This window comes from Roseateles sp. 22389, from assembly GCF_052044995.1.
Classification (GTDB): Bacteria; Pseudomonadota; Gammaproteobacteria; order Burkholderiales; family Burkholderiaceae_C; genus Roseateles.
Genome location: NZ_JBQEOF010000001.1, coordinates 469,695 through 488,105 on the forward strand (window position 1 = coordinate 469,695; position 18,411 = coordinate 488,105).

The window sequence follows — 18,411 nt, forward strand, 5'->3', positions numbered from 1 at the left end:
ACGGGCACCCTCACTTGCGCCGCGGCGGCACGGCCGGCGTCGGCGCGCCGACGCGCTCCGCCAGCGTGGAGAAGACGCGCAGCGCGGCCTCGACGTCGGCGTCCGCGATGCCTTCGTAGAGCGCGTTGCGCAGGTCGCGCAGCGTGACCTCGATCTGCTCACAGGCGTCCGCGCCCAGCGCCGTCAGGTGCAGCGTCCTGGCGCGGCGGTCGTCAGGATCCTCGTGGCGCTCGATGTAGCCGCCGGTGATCAACTGGTCCACCGAGCGCGTCAGCGACGGCCCCTCGATGCCCAGCAGCGTCGCCAGCTCGCCCTGGCGCATGCCGTCGCCCTGGCGGCCGATCATCACCAGCGGCCAGGCCAGCGCCTGCGACAGGCCCACGTGCGCCATCGCCAGGTTGGCGCGGGCGCGGTACGCCCGCTCCAGCACCGGCAGCATCATCCCGACCGTCATCAGCGCCGCTTCCCGCGCGGTGCGCGTCAGCGAGCGGGCCGGCTTGTCCTTGGAGGTGTTCATGCCGGCGAGTTTAAATAGTTAGCTTGCTATCTATTCCGGTGGGGTTATTGGGCGAATGGCGGAAGCCGGGAGGGGCTGGCACGACGAGGCGCCGTCTCGCGGCAGAAAGCAGAACGGCCGGTCTTGTCGACCGGCCGTTGTTATTTCGCGTCGCGGGCTGTCAAGCCCATGTCGCGGGTTCGGGGCTCATCGGCCGCCGGGATCAGTCCTTGTCCTTCATCTGGAGCATGCGGTTGGTGCGCAGCGCCACCAGGGTGACGATCGCGCCCGACAGCAGGTAGGCGGTCACCGCCCACAGGCCGAACTTCGCCGACAGCCCCAGCGCCACCAGCGGCGCGAAGGCCGCGCCGATGATCCAGGCCAGGTCGGAGGTCAGCGCCGCGCCGGTGTAGCGGAAATGGGGCAGGAAGTTGGACGTCACCGCCCCCGAGGACTGGCCGTAGGACAGGCCCAGCAGCACGAAGCCGACCAGGATGAAGATGTTCTGGCCCATCGCGCCGCTGTCCAGGAGGATGGGCGTGAACAGGCTGAAGATGCCGATCGTCGTGGCCAGGGTACCCAGCGTGCTGCGCCGGCCGATGCGGTCCGCGATCATCCCGGAGATCGGCATCGCCGCCGCCGCCAGCAGCGCCCCGATGACCTGCACGGTCAGGAACTGGGTGACGTTCTGGTCCCCGTACAGCAGCACCCACGACAGCGGGAACACGGTGACGATGTGGAACAGCGCATAGCTGGCCAGCGCCGCGAACGCGCCGATGAACAGCGTGGTGCCCTGCTGGGCGAAGAGCTCGTCGGTGTCGCAGGGGTCGAGCTCATGCTCCTCCATGTTCTTCTCGTACTCGTGCGTCACCACCAGGCGCAGCCGCGCGAACAGCGCCACGACGTTGATCGCGAAGGCCGCGAAGAAGGGGTAGCGCCAGCCCCAGCTCAGGAAGTCGATCGGATCCAGGCTGCTCCACAGGTAGGCATACAGCGCGGCCGCGATCAGGAAGCCGATCGGCGCGCCGAGCTGCCCCAGCATCGCGTACCAGCCGCGGCGGCCTTCCGGCGCGTTCAGCGCCAGCAGCGAGGGCAGGCCATCCCAGGACCCGCCCAGTGCCAGGCCTTGTCCGATCCGGCAGGCGGCCAGCAGGGCGATGGCCGCACCGCCCCAGGTGTTGAAGCCGGGCAGCACCGCGATCGTGCAGGTGGAGATGCCCAGCAGGAACAGCGCCACCGTCAGCTTCACGCTGCGGCCGAAGCGCCGCTGGATGTCCATCCCCACCAGCGTGCCGATCGGCCGCACCACGAAGGCCAGCGCCAGCAGCGCGAAGGCGTACAGCGTGCCCTCCAGCCGCTCCATGTGGGGGAAGAAGATGGATGGGAACACCAGCACCGAGGCGATCCCGTAGACGAAGAAGTCGAAGTACTCGGACGCCCGCCCGATCACCACGCCGACGGCGATGTCGCCGGGGGCGATCGCGTCCTGCTCCTCCTGCGTGGCGACCCCGCTGCCTCGCGGCAGCGGCTGGCCCACGGTCGAGAGGTGTTGCCCGGCTGTCGAAAGGGTGCTGCTGTTCATACGTCTCCTACCTGGGACAAAATGTCCAATAGTTGGTTTGAGTCAATCGGGCAAAATCTGCGCCCGGCGTGCAACGGTCGACAAGTGTCGTTTTCCCCTTTATCGCTTTCCCTCCAGAGGAAACCCCAGGTTTCGGACGGCGGGAACCCACTGCCAGGTGCGGTGGTCAAAGGGGGCTCCGCGTGAACTACGCCTGCTGGTCTGCTGAAGTCCCATGTACCTCAAAGCCTCTCCAAAAACAAGTCTCGCCCGCCCACTCGCCCGTCTCGGGCTGCTGGCCCTGGCGCTGCCCCTGTCCGCCTGCAACATGGTCGTGATGAAGCCGTCCGGCGACATCGCGAACCAGCAGGCGCAGCTCATCGTCGCCTCGACGCTGCTGATGCTGTTGATCATCGTCCCGGTGATCATCCTGACGCTGGTCTTCGCGTTCCGCTACCGGGCGTCCAACACGCAGGCGACCTACTCGCCGGAGTGGGACCACTCGACGCGCCTGGAGCTGATCATCTGGGGCGCGCCGCTGCTGATCATCATCGCGCTGGGCGCGATGACCTGGATCAGCACCCACAAGCTCGATCCCTTCCGCCCGCTCGAGCGCTTGGACGCGCAGCGTCCGGTCCCCGCCGGCGTGCAGCCGCTGACCGTCGAGGTCGTGGCGCTGGACTGGAAGTGGCTGTTCATCTATCCCGAGCAGGGCATCGCCACCGTCAACGAACTGGCCGCGCCGGTGGATCGCCCGATCCACTTCAAGATCAGCTCCTCGACCGTGATGAACGCGTTCTACGTGCCCGCCATGGCCGGCATGATCTACGCGATGCCCGGCATGCAGAGCCAGCTGCACGCGGTGATCAACAAGCCCGGCGTGTATGACGGCTTCTCGGCCAACTTCAGCGGCGATGGCTTCTCGCACATGCGCTTCAAGTTCCACGGCCTGTCCAACGACGAGTTCTCCGCCTGGGTCGAGCGCAACAAGGCCGACGGCGTCGCGCTGACCAAGGAGCTCTACCTGGACCTGGAGAAGCCCTCCGAGCGCCAGCCGGTGCGCCGCTTCGCCAGCGTCGCGCCGGGCCTGTTCGACGCGGTCGTGAACCGCTGCGTCGACGGCACCAAGATGTGCATGGGCCAGATGATGGCCATCGACGCCGCGGGCGGCGGCGGCAAGGGCGCGATCGACGGCCTGGCCAGCAAGCCCTGGAGCAACGAGCAGAAGCGGATCTTCGTGGCCGCGCTGTGCACGCCTGACAACGCGGGGCAGTACGCGTCGCAATGGCAGGCCTCGGCCACCCGTAATTGATTGGCGTCCCCCGGCGCGAACGGCGATGAATCGCCGCGCCGGGACCGCAAGCACTACCGAGATCCAAGATGATTGACGCTCAAAAGCTCATCTTCGGACGCCTCAGCCTAGAGGCGCTTCCGCTCCACGAGCCGATCCTGGTCGGCACCTTCGCGATGGTCGTCCTGGGCGGCCTCTTCGTCCTCGCGATGATGACGAAGTACAAGCTCTGGGGCCCCTTCTGGCGGGACTGGGTGACCAGCATCGACCACAAGAAGATCGGCATCATGTACATCGTGCTGGGCCTGGTCATGCTGCTGCGTGGCTTCGCCGACGCGCTCATGATGCGCGCCCAGCAGGCGATCGCCTTCGGCGACCAGCTCGGCTTCCTCCCGCCGCACCACTACGACCAGGTCTTCACCGCCCACGGCGTGATCATGATCTTCTTCGTGGCGATGCCGTTGATCACCGGCTTCATGAACTACGTGGTGCCGCTGCAGATCGGCGCCCGTGACGTGGCCTTCCCGTTCCTGAACAACTTCAGCTTCTGGATGACCACCGGCGGCGCCGTGCTGGTCATGATGTCGCTGTTCATCGGCGAATTCGCGCGCACCGGCTGGCTGGCGTATCCGCCGCTGTCGGGCCTGCTCGCGAGTCCGGGCGTGGGGGTGGACTACTACATCTGGTCGCTGCAGGTGGCCGGCGTGGGGACGACGCTCTCGGGCATCAACCTGATCGCCACCATCATCAAGATGCGGGCGCCGGGCATGACCATGATGAAGATGCCGGTCTTCACCTGGACCTCGCTGTGCTCGAACATCCTGATCGTGGCCTCGTTCCCGATCCTGACCGCGGCCCTGGCGCTGCTGTCGCTGGACCGTTACGCCGGCACCAACTTCTTCACGACGGACCTGGGCGGCAACGCCATGATGTACGTCAACCTGATCTGGATCTGGGGCCACCCCGAGGTCTACATCCTGGTGCTGCCGGCCTTCGGCATCTTCTCGGAGGTCGTCTCGACCTTCAGCCAGAAGAAGCTGTTCGGCTACGCCTCGATGGTCTACGCGACGGTCGTGATCACGATCCTGTCCTACCTCGTGTGGCTGCACCACTTCTTCACGATGGGCTCGGGCGCCAGCGTCAACTCGTTCTTCGGCATCACGACGATGATCATCTCGATCCCGACGGGCGCGAAGATCTTCAACTGGCTGTTCACGATGTACCGCGGCCGCATCAAGTTCGAGGTCCCGATGTACTGGACCGTGGGCTTCATGGTCACCTTCGTGATCGGCGGCATGACGGGCGTGCTGCTGGCGGTGCCGCCGGCCGACTTCGTACTGCACAACTCGCTGTTCCTGATCGCGCACTTCCACAACGTGATCATCGGCGGCGTGCTGTTCGGCCTGCTGGCGGGCATCTCGTACTGGTTCCCCAAGGCCTTCGGCTTCAAGCTGGACCCGTTCTGGGGCAAGGCCTCGTTCTGGTTCTGGCAGATCGGCTTCTTCGTCGCCTTCATGCCGCTGTACGCGCTGGGCCTGATGGGCGTGACGCGCCGCATGAGCCACTTCGACGATCCCTCGCTGCAGATCTGGTTCCAGGTCGCCGCCTTCGGCGCGCTGCTGATCGCCGCCGGCATCGGCTGCTTCCTGATCCAGCTGGTGGTGTCCTTCCTCAAGCGCGAGCAGCTGCGTGACGTCGATGGCGACCCGTGGAACGGCCGCACGCTGGAGTGGTCGACCTCGTCGCCCCCGCCGCAGTACAACTTCGCGTTCACGCCGGTGGTCCACGACCACGACGCCTGGCACGACATGAAGACCCGCGGCCACCAGCGCCCGGTCGGCGGCTTCAAGGAGATCCACATGCCGAAGAACACCGGCGCGGGCGTGATCCTGGCCGGCCTGTCGACGCTGTTCGGTTTCGCCCTGATCTGGCACATGTGGCTGGTGGCGGGTGTCGCCTTCGCGGTGACCGTGATCGCCGCGATCGTCCACACCTTCAACTACAAGCGCGACTACTACATCCCCGCCGATGAAGTGGCCAGCACGGAGGACGCCCGCACGAAGGTGCTGGCCGCCCAGGCCTGATTCCGCAGCGAGCGATATCCAACATGCAAGCAACGACCATGACGAACAACACCGGCGCGCCGGTGTTCTACGACAACGGCGACCACCATCCGCAGCACGGCACGCTCCTCGGGTTCTGGATCTACCTGATGAGCGACTGCCTGATCTTCGCGGTGCTGTTCGCGACGTATGCGGTCCTGGGCCGCAGCTACGCCGCCGGCCCGTCGGGCGCCGACCTCTTCGACCTGCCGCTGGTGGCGCTCAACACCGGCTTCCTGCTGCTCTCTTCGATCACCTATGGCTTCGCCATGATCAAGATGCTGGGCAACAAGAAGTCGGGCACGCTGGCCTGGCTGGCGATCACCGGCGTGCTGGGCCTGTGCTTCCTGGCGGTGGAGCTCTATGAGTTCGCGCATCTGATCCATGAAGGCGCGGGTCCGCAGCGCAGCGCGTTCCTGTCCTCGTTCTTCACGCTGGTGGGCACCCACGGCCTGCACGTCACCTTCGGCTGCATCTGGCTGGTGACGCTGATGGTCCAGGTGTCCAGGTTCGGCCTGACCAAGGAGAACAAGCGCCGCCTGATCTGCCTGTCGATGTTCTGGCACTTCCTGGACGTGATCTGGATCGGTGTCTTCACCTTCGTTTACCTGATGGGAGTGCTGCCGTGAGCGCCGACCACAACCACAAGCATGATTCGCATGGCCACGACCAGGGCCACGGCGGTCACGACCATGACCACGACGACGTCGGCTACCACGCCACCGTCAAGGGCTACCTGATCGGCTTCCTGCTGTCGGTGATCCTGACGGCCATCCCCTTCTTCCTGGTGATGACCAAGTCGATCGCCTCGTCGCAGGCGATGGGCATCGTGCTGCTGATCTTCGCGGCGGTGCAGATCGTCGTGCACATGGTCTATTTCCTGCACATGAACTCGAAGGTCGAGGGCGGCTGGTCGATGCTGTCGCTGATCTTCACGATTGCCGTCGTGGTGATCATGCTGGCCGGCTCGATCTGGGTGATGTTCCACCTGAACAGCAACATGATGCCGGTCCACGACATGCGCAACATGCCCTGATGACCGCCGTTCATCCGGAACCGCCGCGGCCGCGCCGCAGCACCGCCTTCTGGGCGCTGCTGCTGGGCGCGGCCCTTTTGTTTGCGGCCTTCCTCGCGCTGGGCGCGTGGCAGCTGCAGCGGCTGGCGTGGAAGGAGGACCTGATCGCGCGGCTGGACAAGCGCCTGGCCGCCGAGCCGGAACGCGCGCCCGGCGCCGACCGCTGGGACACGATCACGAAGGTCGGGGACGAGTACCGCAAGGTCGTGCTCAACGGCACCTTCGACCATTCGCGCGAGACCCTGGTCGGCGCGAGCACCGAGCTGGGCACCGGCTACTGGGTGCTGACGCCGCTGCGCACCGTGCGCGGCGACTGGGTGCTGGTCAACCGCGGCTTCGTGCCGCCGGAATTCAAGACGCGCGCGTCGCGCACCGCGTCGGAGACGCAGGGCGAGGACCGCGTCGTCGGGCTGCTGCGGCTGAGCGAGCCCGGCGGCAGCCTGCTGCGCAAGAACGACCCGGCGCAGGAGCGCTGGTACTCGCGCGACGTCGAGGCGATCGCCCAGGCGCGCCGGATCGTCGAGGGGCCCGTGGCGCCGTACTTCGTCGACGCCGCCGCGGCGGACGACCGCACGCGCTGGCCGCGCGGCGGGCTGACGGTGGTGCGCTTCAACAACCATCACCTGCAGTACGCGCTGACCTGGTTCGCGATGGCGGCGATGACCGCCGGCATCGGCGTCTGGCTGTGGCGGGTCGAGCGCCGCCGCGCGCTCGGCCTGGACGCGGCCGCGGACTGAGGCCGCGACCATGCCGCTGAGCCGTCCCGATCCGGACGACGACCACCCCGACGACAGTCGCTACCTGGACGGCGCCGCCGGGGCGCTGGGCATCGAGGAATCCTCCGGCGAGGGTCGTGCGCTGCAGGCCGGCCGCAACAACCTGCAGCAGCTGGTGCAGCTGCGCTGGCTGGCGGCGGCGGGGCAGTTCGGCACCGTGCTCTCGGTCCACTACGCCTTGCACATCCGGCTGCCGATGCCGGAGATGCTGACGCTGCTGGCGGTGCTGGTGCTCTTCAACCTGGCCTGCTGGCTGCGCACCCGCTGGGTGCCCAGCGTGCGCAACGCCGAGCTCTTCGCCGGCCTGCTCGTCGACATCGCGGTGCTGAGCGGCCAGCTCTATTACAGCGGCGGCGTCACCAACCCCTTCATCTTCCTGTTCCTGCTGCAGATCGCGGTGGGCGCGGTGCTGCTGCCGTCGCGCTACATCTGGTTCACCGTCGCGGTGACGGGAGGCTGCTTCGTCGCGCTGACGCAGTGGCGCCTGCCGCTGCTGGTGCCCGACATGGAAGGGCTGTCGCTGCCGACGCACTACATCGGCGGCCTGCTGATCTGCTTCGCGATCAACGCCTCGCTGCTGGTGATCTTCATCCAGCGCATCGGGCGCAACCTGCGCCTGCGCGACGCGCGCCTGGCCGACCTGCGCCAGCGCGCGGCCGAGGAGGAGCACATCGTGCGCATGGGCCTGCTGGCCTCGGGCGCCGCGCATGAGCTGGGCACGCCGCTGGCGACGCTGTCGGTGATCCTCGGGGACTGGTCGCGGATGGCGCCCTTCGCCGGCGATCCCGAGCTGCGCGAGGAGATCGAGGAGATGCAGGTCCAGTTGCGGCGCTGCAAGGCGATCGTCAGCGGGATCCTGATGTCGGCGGGCGAGCTGCGCGGCGAGGCGCCGGTGGTGACGACGCTGCAGGCCTTCCTCGACGACCTGGTGACGCACTGGCGCGCGACGCGGCCGCACCACGGCCTGGACTACCTGCCGGACGCCGGCCTGCCGAAGGTGCGCATCGTGTCGGACGTCGGCCTCAAGCAGATGATCGACAACGTGCTCGACAACGCGCTCGAGGCCGCGCCGGGCCAGCCGGTGTCGCTGCGCGCGCTGGTCGAGGACGGTCAGCTGGTGCTGCGCGTCACCGATCGCGGCACCGGTTTCCTGCCGGAGATGCTGGAGCGTTTCGGCAAGCCGTATCAATCGAGCAAGGGCCGGGCGGGCGGCGGGCTGGGGCTGTTCCTGGCGCTGAACGTCGTGCGCTCGCTGGGCGGTCGCCTGCAGGCGCGCAACCGGCTGGCGGAGGAGGGCGGCGGCGCGGAGGTCGAGATCCGCATGCCCCTGTCCGCGCTCGAGCCTCTAGGACTGCCTGACAATGCCGCTCATGACGCCGGATGACCTTGCCGCCGATACCGACCGCCTGCTGTTGATCGTCGAGGACGACGATGCCTTCGCGCGCACGCTGTCGCGTTCGTTCGAGCGCCGCGGCTACCAGGTGCTGCGGGCGACGACGGTGGAGCAGGTGCAGAAGCTGCTGGCCGAGCGCGGTCCCGAGGAGGCGCCGGAGTACGCGGTCGTCGACCTGAAGCTCGCCGGGGGCGGCTCCGGGCTGGCCTGCGTGCAGACGCTGCACGAGCACGATGCCGAGATGGTGATCGTGGTGCTGACCGGCTACGCGAGCATCGCCACGGCGGTGGAGGCGATCAAGCTGGGCGCGCGGCACTACCTGGCCAAGCCGGCGAACACCGATGACATCGAGGCCGCCTTCGCGCGCGCCCAGGGCGATGCCGAGGTCGAGGTCACCGAGCGCGCGACCACCTCCATCAAGACGCTGGAGTGGGAGCACATCCACGAGACGCTGGCGGCGACGGACTTCAACATCTCGGAGACCGCGCGACGGCTGGGCATGCACCGGCGCACGCTGGCGAGAAAGCTGGAGAAGCAGCGGGTGAAGTGAGGCGACCGCCGCTCGTTTCGAGCGCTGCGCAGCGGCCTTATCCTGATCGTGTCGCGGCACACCGACACGAAAGGAAGATCGATGAAACCCTCGCTGGCGCTCGCCCTGAAACGTGACCTGATCGGCTCGATCGTGGCGCGTTATCCCACAACGAACTTGCGTGTCTTCGGATCCGCGCTGCATGGGCGGGATCGCGAGGGCAGCGACCTGGACCTGCTCGTCGACGCCTTGCCGAGCGCCACCTTGATCGACCTCAGCGGTCTTCATCTGGAGCTGGAGGACTTGCTTGGAGTTCCCGTGCATCTGCTCACACCGGGGGACCTCTCATCGAAGTTCCGTCGTGAGGTGCTTGCTGAAGCGCGTCCGGTATGAATGTGAGTTTCGACATCAATCATGATGTCGTGCGGCGGACGGTGAAGATCTGGGTCCCTGAACTCCTGGCGAAGCTGCCTGCCGTGCGGGCGGCCGCAGTTGCAGCGGCGGACAGGGCGGATTCGCCATGAGAAAGGGGCCACGAGGGCCCCTGGTCGCTGACGAGCGCAGCGCGCTCAGTACGTGCGGGTCGCCGCCGGCGCGCGCACCACGCGGGCCTTGCCGCCGGTGGTGACGATGATCACCGGCTCGCCGGAGACCCAGTTCTCGTTGCCCTGCGCCTGGACGATCGCGCGGCGCTCGCCGTTGCGCAGCTGCAGCAGGATCTCGACCGCCTGTTCCTTGGTCACGCCGCGCTCGACCGCGTTGCCGAGCGCCGCGCCGGCCACCGCGCCGAGCACGCCGACGATCACGCCCTCGCGGCTACCGCCGACGCTGCCGCCGGCCACACCGCCGACGACCGCGCCCGTCACCGCGCCGGCCCCGCTCTGCGAGCCGTCCACCGTCACCGGCCGCACCGACAGCACCGTCGCATCCTGCACCTGCGACAGGCGCTGCGCGTCACCGCGCTGGATCACGTCCGGGTTCGTCGTCGAACAGGCGGCCAGGGCGGCCACCAGGGTGGCAATCAGCAGCTTCTTCATCTCGTCTCTCCAAATCGATGTGCCGGCCAACGACGACCGGTGACATTCCGTTGACCGCGCAACAAGTCTTTACCTCGGCGCCCTCGGGCTTCCCGCGCAGCAATGGCGCGTGAGTCCACTCTACCGGTGCCGCCTTTGAAGGCTCTTAAGCGCGGCATAACACCAGCATCGTCAGCGCGGGAAAGCCACGCCGCCGCTCACAACTGGTCTTTGCCGAAGACCGCTGAACACTGTCGATCGCCATCGATCACCGCCCCTGCCCCCGTCACGACGCGTACAGCCGCGACGACCTGGGCACGCTCGCCAGCAGGAACTCCATCTGGTCCGCCAGGATGCGCCGGCCGCGCAGGATCATGTCCTCGTGCAGGCTGGGCACGTAGGGCAGGTAGAGCAGCGCCATGCGCGCCTCCTCGGGCGTGCGGTTGCCCTTGCGGCCATTGCAGGCGCGGCAGGCGGTGATGCAGTTCATCCACGAATCCCGCCCGTTGCGCGAGACCGGCTGGATGTGCTCGCGCGTCAGCAGGTCGGCGTGGAAGCGGTGGCCGCAGTAGGCGCAGACATGCCGGTCACGCGCGAACAGCTTGAAATTGGACAGCGCCGGCGCCTGGCGCCAGGCGCGGCTGGGAATGGCGCCGCGCACGGCCACGATCGGGTGCAGTTCGATGCGGGATTGCAGGCCGGACAGCCGCTGGTAGCCGCCGCGCAGCACGTGGAAGGGCTCGCCCAGCGTCCACGCGATCGCGTCGCTGGCATAAAGCACCGCTGCTTCCTTCGTCGAGATCCAGGCCTGCGGGCGGCCCGAGATGTCCAGCTGCAGAACGTCCACGGTCGTTGACCTCCAGCGACAAAGGGTAATCCAGTCGCAGGGGGCAACTCAAGTGCCGGACGCGCAGGGAAGCGCCGCCAGGAACGATATTCAGGCTGTTCGCCCAACATAGGCGCCCGATTGCCGAGGTTCAAGGCGCCGACCGACCTCGATCGAGGGGCTCGTCCGGGCCAGGCGCCACGTCGCACCGTGGTCAAACGGTGCGCAGCGTCCTCACGGCAGGCGGCCGAGCGCGCGCAGCTCCGCGAGCGTGACCAGTCCCCCCGCCGACAGCGCGTCGTCGGGCAGCTGCGCGCGGCCCAGGCGCAGCGCCGATCCCTGGAGCTCGGCGCGGTCGGCCAGCGGTGGGGCGTCCTCGCCGTCGATCTGGGCGATGCAGAGCCGGCCGCCGTCCGAGGTGCCGAGCCAGCCCACCAGGTCGCCGCCGTCCAGGCCGGTGATCAAGCGCGCCGCCAGCGGTTGCAGCGCCTCGGCGCTGCCGGCGAGCACATGCACGACGAGGTCGGAGCCATCCCGCACCGCCAGCCGCACCATCTGGTCGAGGCGCTCGTGCAGGGCCGCCGCGTCGACGGGGCGCGGCGGCGGCACCTCCGGCTGTCCGGTCAGCTGCCGCAGCATGAGCTCGAGTTCCTCCGCCTTGTCGAAGAAGCCGTCGGCGCCGGCGGCCAGCACCGCGGCGCGATAGGCCTCGGTCTGGTGGGACAGCACATGCACCTGGCCGCGGTAGCCCTGCTTGCGCAGCGCCTTGAGCACCGCGATGCCCGAGCCGCCCTGCGCGAGCGACAGGTCCAGCAGCACCGCGTCCGGCTGCAGGTAGCCGATCAGCGTCAGCGCGGTCGCCTCGTCGGCCGCCTCGCCGACGACGCGCAGCCCGGGCACCGTGTCGAGCCGCTGCAGCAACTGCCGGCGGATGGTGAAGGAGTCCTCGACGAGGACCACGGTCAATGGTGTCGCATTCGCTTGCATCGTGCTGTCGAGTCTTCCTCGTCAGGATGGTGTCAATCGTCCAGGGGGTCGAGGTCGCCCCAGCTGGTGCGGCTGATCGCGCGTTTCACCTCGTCCATGAAATGGCCTCGCGGCCCGGCCGGCGTGCGCGCGCCCGGCGGCGCCGGCACCGGCGCGCCGTTGGCGGCGGCTGCGGCGGCCGTCTCGCGGTTGACGGTGGCGCGCTGCACATGGCGGTTGAGCAGCTCGCGGTCGCGCGGCGTGAGCTGCGACGCCGCCACCACGATCACCGGGATCGCCGCGGTCAGCGGATCGCGCTGCAGCGCCTCGACGACGCCGATGCCGTCGACCTCCGCCATCAGCAGGTCCAGCACGATCAGGTCGGGCACGTGGCGCCGGGCCAGCTCGATGCCTTCCTTGCCGCCGGTGGCGCGCAGCACCGAGAAGCCGGGCTGCGACAGGTGGGCGCTCAGCGACTGCAGGTCGCCGGGCGCGTCGCTGATCGCCAGCACCAGGAACTTGCGCGTCGCGGTCGGCTTGAAGCCGAGCATCTCCAGCTCCTTGCTCAGCGCCTTGCGCGACACCGGCTTGTGCAGCACCGCGGAGGCGCCCAGCGACAGCGCCACCTCCTGCCCCGCGTCCACCGACACGACGACCACCGGGATGTGTGCCCACCCCGGCAGGTTCTTCAGCCGCGACAGCAGCTCCCAGCCGTCCAGCCCCGGCAGGTTCACCTCCAGCGTGATCAGCTCGGGCCGCAGGTGCGGGGCGAGCTCCAGCGCCGCCTCGGCCGAGGCGACGTGCCGCACCCGGAAGCCCGCCGCCTTGAGCTGCGTCTGCATCAGCGCCGCGGCCTGCTCGTTGTGCTCGATCACCAGCGCCAGCGGACGCTCGCCGGTCTCGTCGGGCAGGATGACGTCGGGGATCACCGGCTCGCGCCACGGCAGCCAGCAGGTGAAGCAGCTGCCCTTGTCGGGCTGGCTGCTCACCGCCACCGCGCCGTCGTGCAGCTGCACCAGGCGCGCCACCGTCGCCAGGCCCAGGCCGGTGCCCTCCACCTTGTGGGTCAGCACGTTGCGGATCTGGTTGAAGGGCTGGAACAGCTTGTCCAGGCCGTCCGGCGGGATGCCGATGCCGTTGTCGGTGACGCTGATCTGGACGAACTCGGCGTGCTCGCTGTCGGGCAGCTCCGAGCGCCGGCCGTTGGGGAAGCCCGGCAGTGCCTCGCGCGCCCGCGCCCGGGAAACCCGCCGCGCCTCGAGCCGGATGCTGCCGCCCTTGGGCGTGAACTTGGCCGCGTTGGACAGCAGGTTGTAGATGATCTGCCGCAGCCGGCGGCGGTCCACGCACAGCCGCTGGTGGCCGCCGACGCCGAAGAAGCTCATCTCGATGCGGTTGAGCCGGGCCCGTTCCTGGACGATCGCGAGCGCGTCGCGCAGCAGCTCGTCGAGCTCGACCGGCTCGATGTCCAGGTCGACGCGGCCGGCCTCGATCTTGGCCATGTCCAGCAGGTCGTTGACCAGCGAGAGCAGGTGCTGCCCGGCGTTGTGGATGTGGCCGCAGAACTCGGCCTGGCGATCGCTGACCGGGCCGGCCGCGCCGTCGCGCATCAGCTGGGCGAAACCGATCACCGCGTTCAGTGGCGTGCGCAGCTCGTGCGACATCGTCGACAGGAAGGCGGTCTTGGCGCTGCTGGCGCGGCTGAGCTCGGCATTGAGCTGCTCCAGCGCGTCGTTGCGCTGCTGCAGTGCGGCCAGCAGCTCGGCGCGGCTGTCGGCCAGCTCGCGCGCGGCGCGCGCCTCGGCCGCTTCCATCGCGCTGTTGTGCAGCTCGGCATGGACGCGCCGGGCCTCGTCCTCGAACTGCTTGCGGCGCAGCTGCGCGCGCAGCCGGGCCTTGAGCAGCTCGACCTCGCCGTTGGCCTTGACGACGTAATCGTCGGCGCCGGCCTCCAGGCCGGCCAGCATCGACGCGCGGCCCTCGAAGGCGGTGAGCAGCAGCACCGGGATGTCGCGCAGCGACGGCGCCGACTTGATGCGCCGGCAGGTCTCCAGCCCGCCGATGCCCGGCATCTGCACGTCCAGCAGCACCGCGTCCACCGCCTGCACGGCGAGCAGCTCCAGCGCCTGCTCGCCGCTGGCCGCGGCGATGACGTCGTAGCCGTCGTCGCGCAGCAGCGCGCCGAGCTCGGCCAGCACGTTGGCGCTGTCGTCCACCAGCAGCAGGCGCTTGGGGCCCAGCAGGCTGGCGCCCTGCTCGGGCAGGCTGGCCTTGGCGCTGCGCAGCATCGCGGCCACGCGCGCCAGGATGAGGTCGACGTCGTCCTGCTTGCGGGCGAAGGCGTCGGCGCCGGCCTCCAGCGCGCGCAGCTCGGCCTCGGGCCCCTCGTCGGCGGTCAGCAGCAGGCAGGGCGTGTGGCGCAGCGCCGGATCCAGGCGCAGCCGGCGGATCACGGCCGCGCCGTCGATGCCGGGCATGTGCTGGTCGACGATCACCGCGTTGGGCCGCAGCGCGGCGGCCTGGCGCAGGCCTTCCTCGCCGTGGGCGGCGGTGTGGATGTCGTAGCCGTGCGGCTCCAGCGCGTCGCGCAGCGCCTCGCGGAAGGTCTCGCTGTCGTCGATCAGCAGCACCGAGGCCGGTTGCGGCATGGGCGTCGCCTGGCGGGCCTGGCGCTGGCGGACCAGCTCGCGCGCCCGGTCGATGACGTAGAGGCGGTCATAGGGCTTGCCGACGTATTCGTCGGCGCCATGGGCCAGGCCGCGCAGCCGGTCGCTGGCCTGCGAGGCGTTGGACAGGATCAGCACGACGCAGTCGCCGCCCTGCGGCGCGGCGCGCAGCTCGGGCAGCCAGGCGGCGCCGTCGCCGTCGGGCAGCAGGTTGTCCAGCAGCACCAGCGCGGGCACGCCCTGGGCCAGCGCGGCGCGGGCCTGGGCCAGCGTGGCGCACTCGACGCAGTCGAAGCCGGCGTCCTCGAGCGCCTCGCGCAGGTCCATCCGCACCGTGAGGCTGTCCTCGACGATGAAGGTTCTCTTGTTCATTTGTGGGCTCCTCCCCAGGCCATGCCGCTCAATCCCATCAGGGCGGGGCCGATGTCGGACAGCGGCAGGATGCGCTCGGCGGCGCCCAACTGGGCGGCTTCGCGCGGCATGCCGTAGACCATGGAACTGGCTTCGTCCTGCGCCAGCGTCGCGCCCCCCGCGCGGCGGATCTCGAGCAGGCCTTGCGCGCCGTCGCGGCCCATGCCGGTCAGCAGCGCGGCGGCGGTGCCCGGGCCGTTCTCGGCGGCCAGCGATTCGAACAGCACGTCCACCGACGGCCGGCACGAGTGGCGCGGCGGCGCGTGGCTGAGTTCGAGCACGCCGGCGCGCAGCACCAGGTGGACGTCGGGCGGCGCCAGCACCACCTGGCCGGCCAGGTCGCGCAGGCGCTCGCCGCCCTGGGCGTAGCGCACGCGATGCGGCGTCTGCGCGTCCAGCCATTCGGCGAAGCCGCGGCTGAACACCGCGTTGATGTGCATCACGATCAGCACCGGCAGCGGCGCCGGCGCCGGCATCGACTGCAGCACCTTCATCAGCGCGCCCGGGCCGCCGGTCGACGCCCCCAGCGCGAGCAGGGCGCGCGCGGGCGCCGGCGCGGGGGCCGCCGGCCCGGCGACGGGGCGCCCGCCCAGGCGGGCCCGCACATGGGTAATGACGCGGATCCGCGCCACCAGCCGCAGCAGCGTCACGTAGCGGCGCTCCCACTCGCCCGCGGGCGCGTTCGCGTCCGGCTTCTCCAGCACTTCGACGGCGCCGGCGGCCAGCGCCTCGTAGGTGCGCAGCAGCTCGCCGCGATTGGTCGACGACGAGACGATGAGGATGGGCGTCGGGCAGTGGGCCATGATGGCCTCGGTCGCCGCCTGGCCGTCCATGCCGGGCAGCATCATGTCCATCGACACGACGTCCGGTCGCAGCCGCTGGCACAGCGCCACGGCCTGCGCGCCGTCGTGGGCCTCGCCGACGACCTCGATGTCGCCGTGCGCGGCGAGCACCTCGCGGATGTGCGCCAGCACCGTGATCGAGTCCTCCACGACCAGCACCCGCAGCGGCCGGGCCGGTCCGGCACCGGCCGGGGGCACCGCGCCGCCCAGTCCACCGATGCCACCGATGCCGCCACCCATGCCTGAGGACGCGCTCATGCGGCGGGCTCCTCGACGGCCGCGTCGTCGTCGACCGTGCCGGCCGAGCGCGCCATCAGCTGCGCGACCTGCGCCAGGAACTCGTTCTGCGCGAACTCGCCCTTGACGATGTAGCCGTCGGCGCCGACCGCCTTGCCGCGGGCCAGGTCCTCGGGCGCGTTGCGCGAGGTCACCAGCACCGCCGGGATGTGGCGCAGCGCCGCGTCGCCGCGGATGCGGGCGACGAACTCGAAGCCGTCCATGCCCGGCATCTCCACGTCCACCAGGATGAGCGCGTAGCGCTCGCGCTGCGCCGCCTCCAGGCCGTCCTCGGCGGACGCGGCCATGTGCACGCGGTAGCCGGCGGCCTCGAGGATGCTCTGCTCGAGCATGCGGGTGGTCAGCGAGTCGTCGATGACCAGGATGGTGCCGGTGCGCGGCGGCGCCGGCACCGGCCGTGGCCGCGCCTGGCGCGCCGCGGCGATCAGGCCCTCGGCGGCCAGCACCGGCACCGGCTGCTGTGCCGCGTCCAGCGCCAGGCCCGCGATCAGGGGCGACGGCGGCAGCAGCGCTGGTGGCGGCCGCAGCACGACGCTGGTGACGCCGTCCAGCGCGTCCACGCCCAGCGCCGCGCGCTGTCCACCGGCGCGCAGCACCAGCGCCGAGCGCGGCGCCGCCGCGGTGGTCTGGCCCGGCTGCAGGGCGTCGGCCAGCGGGAGGTGGGGCAGCAGTTCGTCGCCGACGATCAGGTGCGCGCCATTGAGCACCGGCCGCTGCAGCACGCACTCGACCGCGTCCAGCGGCACCCAGGCGGCGACCGCGCCGGCGCTGACGCGGATCGCGCGCAGCGCGGCCAGTTGCAGCGGCACGCAGAGCTCGACGGTCGTGCCTTCGCCGCGCCGGCTGCTCAGGGTCAGGCGTCCGCCGAGGCGGTCGGCCGTGTCGCGCACCAGGTCCATGCCGACGCCGCGGCCGGCCAGCGCGTCCACGCGTCGCGCGGTGCTGAGCCCGCCGCGCAGCAGGCGCTCGATCAGCGCGTCGTCATCGAGCCGCGCCGCGCCGGGGATGCCCTTGTCGATGGCGGTGCGCCGCACCGCCTCGAGGTCGAGCCCGGCCCCGTCGTCGGCGCAGCAGAACAGCACCTCGCGGCCGCGGCGCTCGATCCGCAACTCGATCCGGCCCTGCGGCGGCTTGCCGGCGGCGATGCGCTCGGGCGGCAGCTCGATGCCGTGCGCGACGGCGTTGCGCACCATCTGCACCAGCGCGCCGGAGACGGCGTTCAGCAGCGCCGCTTCCAGCTTGACGTCGCCGCCGTGGCCGGTGAGCCGGGCCTGCTTGTCCTGGGAGCGCGCGGCGTCGCGCGCGGTCCGCTGCAGCGGCGCGAAGAGCTGCGCGGCGGGCAGCAGCCGCAGCTGCTCGGCGCCATCGCGCAGCGCGACCAGCTCGCGCGCGAGCTGGCGCGCGCCGCGCTCGATCTGGTCCTCGATCCGCGCCAGCGGGCCGGCCAGGGCCTCCTGCTGGCCCTGCAGGCCGGCGCGCAGCTCGCGCAGCAGCGCTGCGGCGCGCTCGATCGGCGCGAGGTGCCCCTGCGTGCGCGCGATGTCGGCGAGCAGGCCGTCCAGCTCCTCCGGCATCAACTGGGGAATGGTCAGGATGGCGCCGATCGGATCCGGGTCCCCGGCGTCGTCCGGCTCGGCGGTGCCCGCGTCGGCGGGAAGGCCCACGAGGCCCGTGAGGCCCGTGAGGCCGGCGTTGACGGCGCTCGCGCCGGCGGGGTCGGGGACGCGCTCATACGCCGCGGCCGCCGAACCCGAACCCGAACCCGTGCTGGTGCCAGTGCTCTCGGCCCGGGGCGGCGTCGGCGCCCCGGCCGCCGCCGGGGCGTCCAGCGCGGTGATCGCGTCGCCGGCGACGTCGATCAGCGCCAGCAGCGCGTCGAGGTCGGCGCGGCCAGGGGCCTCGGCACGGTCACGCAGCGGCGTCAGCAGGTCCTCGATCGCGTGCGCCTGCGCCGCGATGCCGGGCTGTCGCACCACGCTGGCGGCGCCCTTGAGCGTGTGGGCCAGGCGCAGCAAACGCGGCGGCAGGTCGGGCGCCGGCGCCTGCTCGGCGGCGAGCACGGCCTCGCTCATCTGCCGCAGCAGATCGCGGGCTTCGATGCGGAAGAAGCGGTAGGGGTCCTTGGCCACGGCGCGCGGGGTGTCCGGTTCTTGAAGGGGTCGGG

16 protein-coding genes are annotated in these 18,411 nt (G+C 70.3%); 8 read left to right on the top strand and 8 right to left on the bottom strand.

Translation table 11 applies throughout. From position 1 onward, the window contains the following. Positions 1-10: 10 nt before the first annotated feature. Both ACTJKJ_RS02060 and ACTJKJ_RS02065 read right to left on the bottom strand, forming a co-directional pair. On the bottom strand, positions 11-517 hold the full coding sequence (locus ACTJKJ_RS02060) for a MarR family winged helix-turn-helix transcriptional regulator (protein ID WP_440819439.1): 507 nt from the start codon (positions 515-517) through the stop codon (positions 11-13). 202 nt (positions 518-719) lie between these two features. After that, positions 720-2,078 carry an MFS transporter gene (locus ACTJKJ_RS02065; protein WP_091726230.1) on the bottom strand — a complete coding sequence of 453 codons (1,359 nt, stop codon included), beginning with the start codon at positions 2,076-2,078 and terminating at the stop codon, positions 720-722. Between the two features lie 214 nt (positions 2,079-2,292). Between ACTJKJ_RS02065 and cyoA the strand changes: the two genes are divergently transcribed. The 8 genes from cyoA (at position 2,293) to ACTJKJ_RS02105 (ending at position 9,616) form a co-directional block, all read left to right on the top strand. Further along, on the top strand, positions 2,293-3,369 hold the full coding sequence (gene cyoA / locus ACTJKJ_RS02070; protein WP_183482017.1) for a ubiquinol oxidase subunit II: 1,077 nt from the start codon (positions 2,293-2,295) through the stop codon (positions 3,367-3,369). Between the two features lie 68 nt (positions 3,370-3,437). Beyond that, complete coding sequence (cyoB, locus tag ACTJKJ_RS02075; RefSeq protein WP_440819440.1) at positions 3,438-5,432, top strand: cytochrome o ubiquinol oxidase subunit I; 1,995 nt, start codon at positions 3,438-3,440, stop codon at positions 5,430-5,432. Between the two features lie 38 nt (positions 5,433-5,470). Continuing rightward, the gene (gene cyoC, locus ACTJKJ_RS02080) at positions 5,471-6,079 is read left to right on the top strand and encodes a cytochrome o ubiquinol oxidase subunit III (protein ID WP_147241099.1); all 609 of its coding nucleotides are present in this window, start codon (positions 5,471-5,473) and stop codon (positions 6,077-6,079) included. Continuing rightward, a complete protein-coding gene (gene cyoD / locus ACTJKJ_RS02085; protein WP_091726214.1) occupies positions 6,076-6,486 on the top strand; it encodes a cytochrome o ubiquinol oxidase subunit IV in 411 nt (136 codons plus the stop codon). The genes cyoC and cyoD overlap by 4 nt, the downstream gene beginning before the upstream one ends. Further along, positions 6,486-7,262, top strand: a complete 777-nt coding sequence (locus tag ACTJKJ_RS02090; RefSeq protein ID WP_440819441.1) for an SURF1 family protein — start codon at positions 6,486-6,488, stop codon at positions 7,260-7,262. The genes cyoD and ACTJKJ_RS02090 overlap by 1 nt, the downstream gene beginning before the upstream one ends. 10 nt (positions 7,263-7,272) lie before the next feature. Continuing rightward, a complete protein-coding gene (locus tag ACTJKJ_RS02095) occupies positions 7,273-8,685 on the top strand; it encodes an ATP-binding protein (protein ID WP_440819442.1) in 1,413 nt (470 codons plus the stop codon). Then, a complete protein-coding gene (locus tag ACTJKJ_RS02100) occupies positions 8,672-9,244 on the top strand; it encodes a response regulator transcription factor (RefSeq protein WP_091731416.1) in 573 nt (190 codons plus the stop codon). Before ACTJKJ_RS02095 ends, ACTJKJ_RS02100 begins: the two co-directional genes overlap by 14 nt. A gap of 81 nt (positions 9,245-9,325) precedes the next feature. Further along, a complete protein-coding gene (locus ACTJKJ_RS02105; RefSeq protein ID WP_440819443.1) occupies positions 9,326-9,616 on the top strand; it encodes a nucleotidyltransferase family protein in 291 nt (96 codons plus the stop codon). Between the two features lie 176 nt (positions 9,617-9,792). Here the strand turns inward: ACTJKJ_RS02105 and ACTJKJ_RS02110 are convergent, their stop codons facing one another. From ACTJKJ_RS02110 to ACTJKJ_RS02135, 6 genes are all read right to left on the bottom strand, one after another. Continuing rightward, on the bottom strand, positions 9,793-10,260 hold the full coding sequence (locus ACTJKJ_RS02110) for a glycine zipper 2TM domain-containing protein (RefSeq protein ID WP_091726202.1): 468 nt from the start codon (positions 10,258-10,260) through the stop codon (positions 9,793-9,795). Positions 10,261-10,525: 265 nt separating this feature from the next. Beyond that, positions 10,526-11,086, bottom strand: coding sequence for an HNH endonuclease (locus tag ACTJKJ_RS02115; RefSeq protein WP_091726197.1), 561 nt, complete (start codon positions 11,084-11,086; stop codon positions 10,526-10,528). A 213-nt stretch (positions 11,087-11,299) separates the two neighbouring features. Continuing rightward, complete coding sequence (locus ACTJKJ_RS02120; protein WP_440819444.1) at positions 11,300-12,052, bottom strand: response regulator; 753 nt, start codon at positions 12,050-12,052, stop codon at positions 11,300-11,302. Positions 12,053-12,084: 32 nt separating this feature from the next. After that, positions 12,085-15,069: a response regulator gene (locus ACTJKJ_RS02125; protein ID WP_440819445.1), complete on the bottom strand. Its 2,985-nt coding sequence runs from the start codon at positions 15,067-15,069 to the stop codon at positions 12,085-12,087. Further along, a complete protein-coding gene (gene cheB / locus ACTJKJ_RS02130; protein WP_440819446.1) occupies positions 15,066-16,208 on the bottom strand; it encodes a chemotaxis-specific protein-glutamate methyltransferase CheB in 1,143 nt (380 codons plus the stop codon). The genes ACTJKJ_RS02125 and cheB overlap by 4 nt, the downstream gene beginning before the upstream one ends. Beyond that, entirely contained in the window at positions 16,205-18,376 is a 2,172-nt protein-coding gene (locus tag ACTJKJ_RS02135) for a hybrid sensor histidine kinase/response regulator (RefSeq protein ID WP_440819447.1), read from the bottom strand. Before ACTJKJ_RS02135 ends, cheB begins: the two co-directional genes overlap by 4 nt. Between the last annotated feature and the right edge of the window lie 35 nt (positions 18,377-18,411).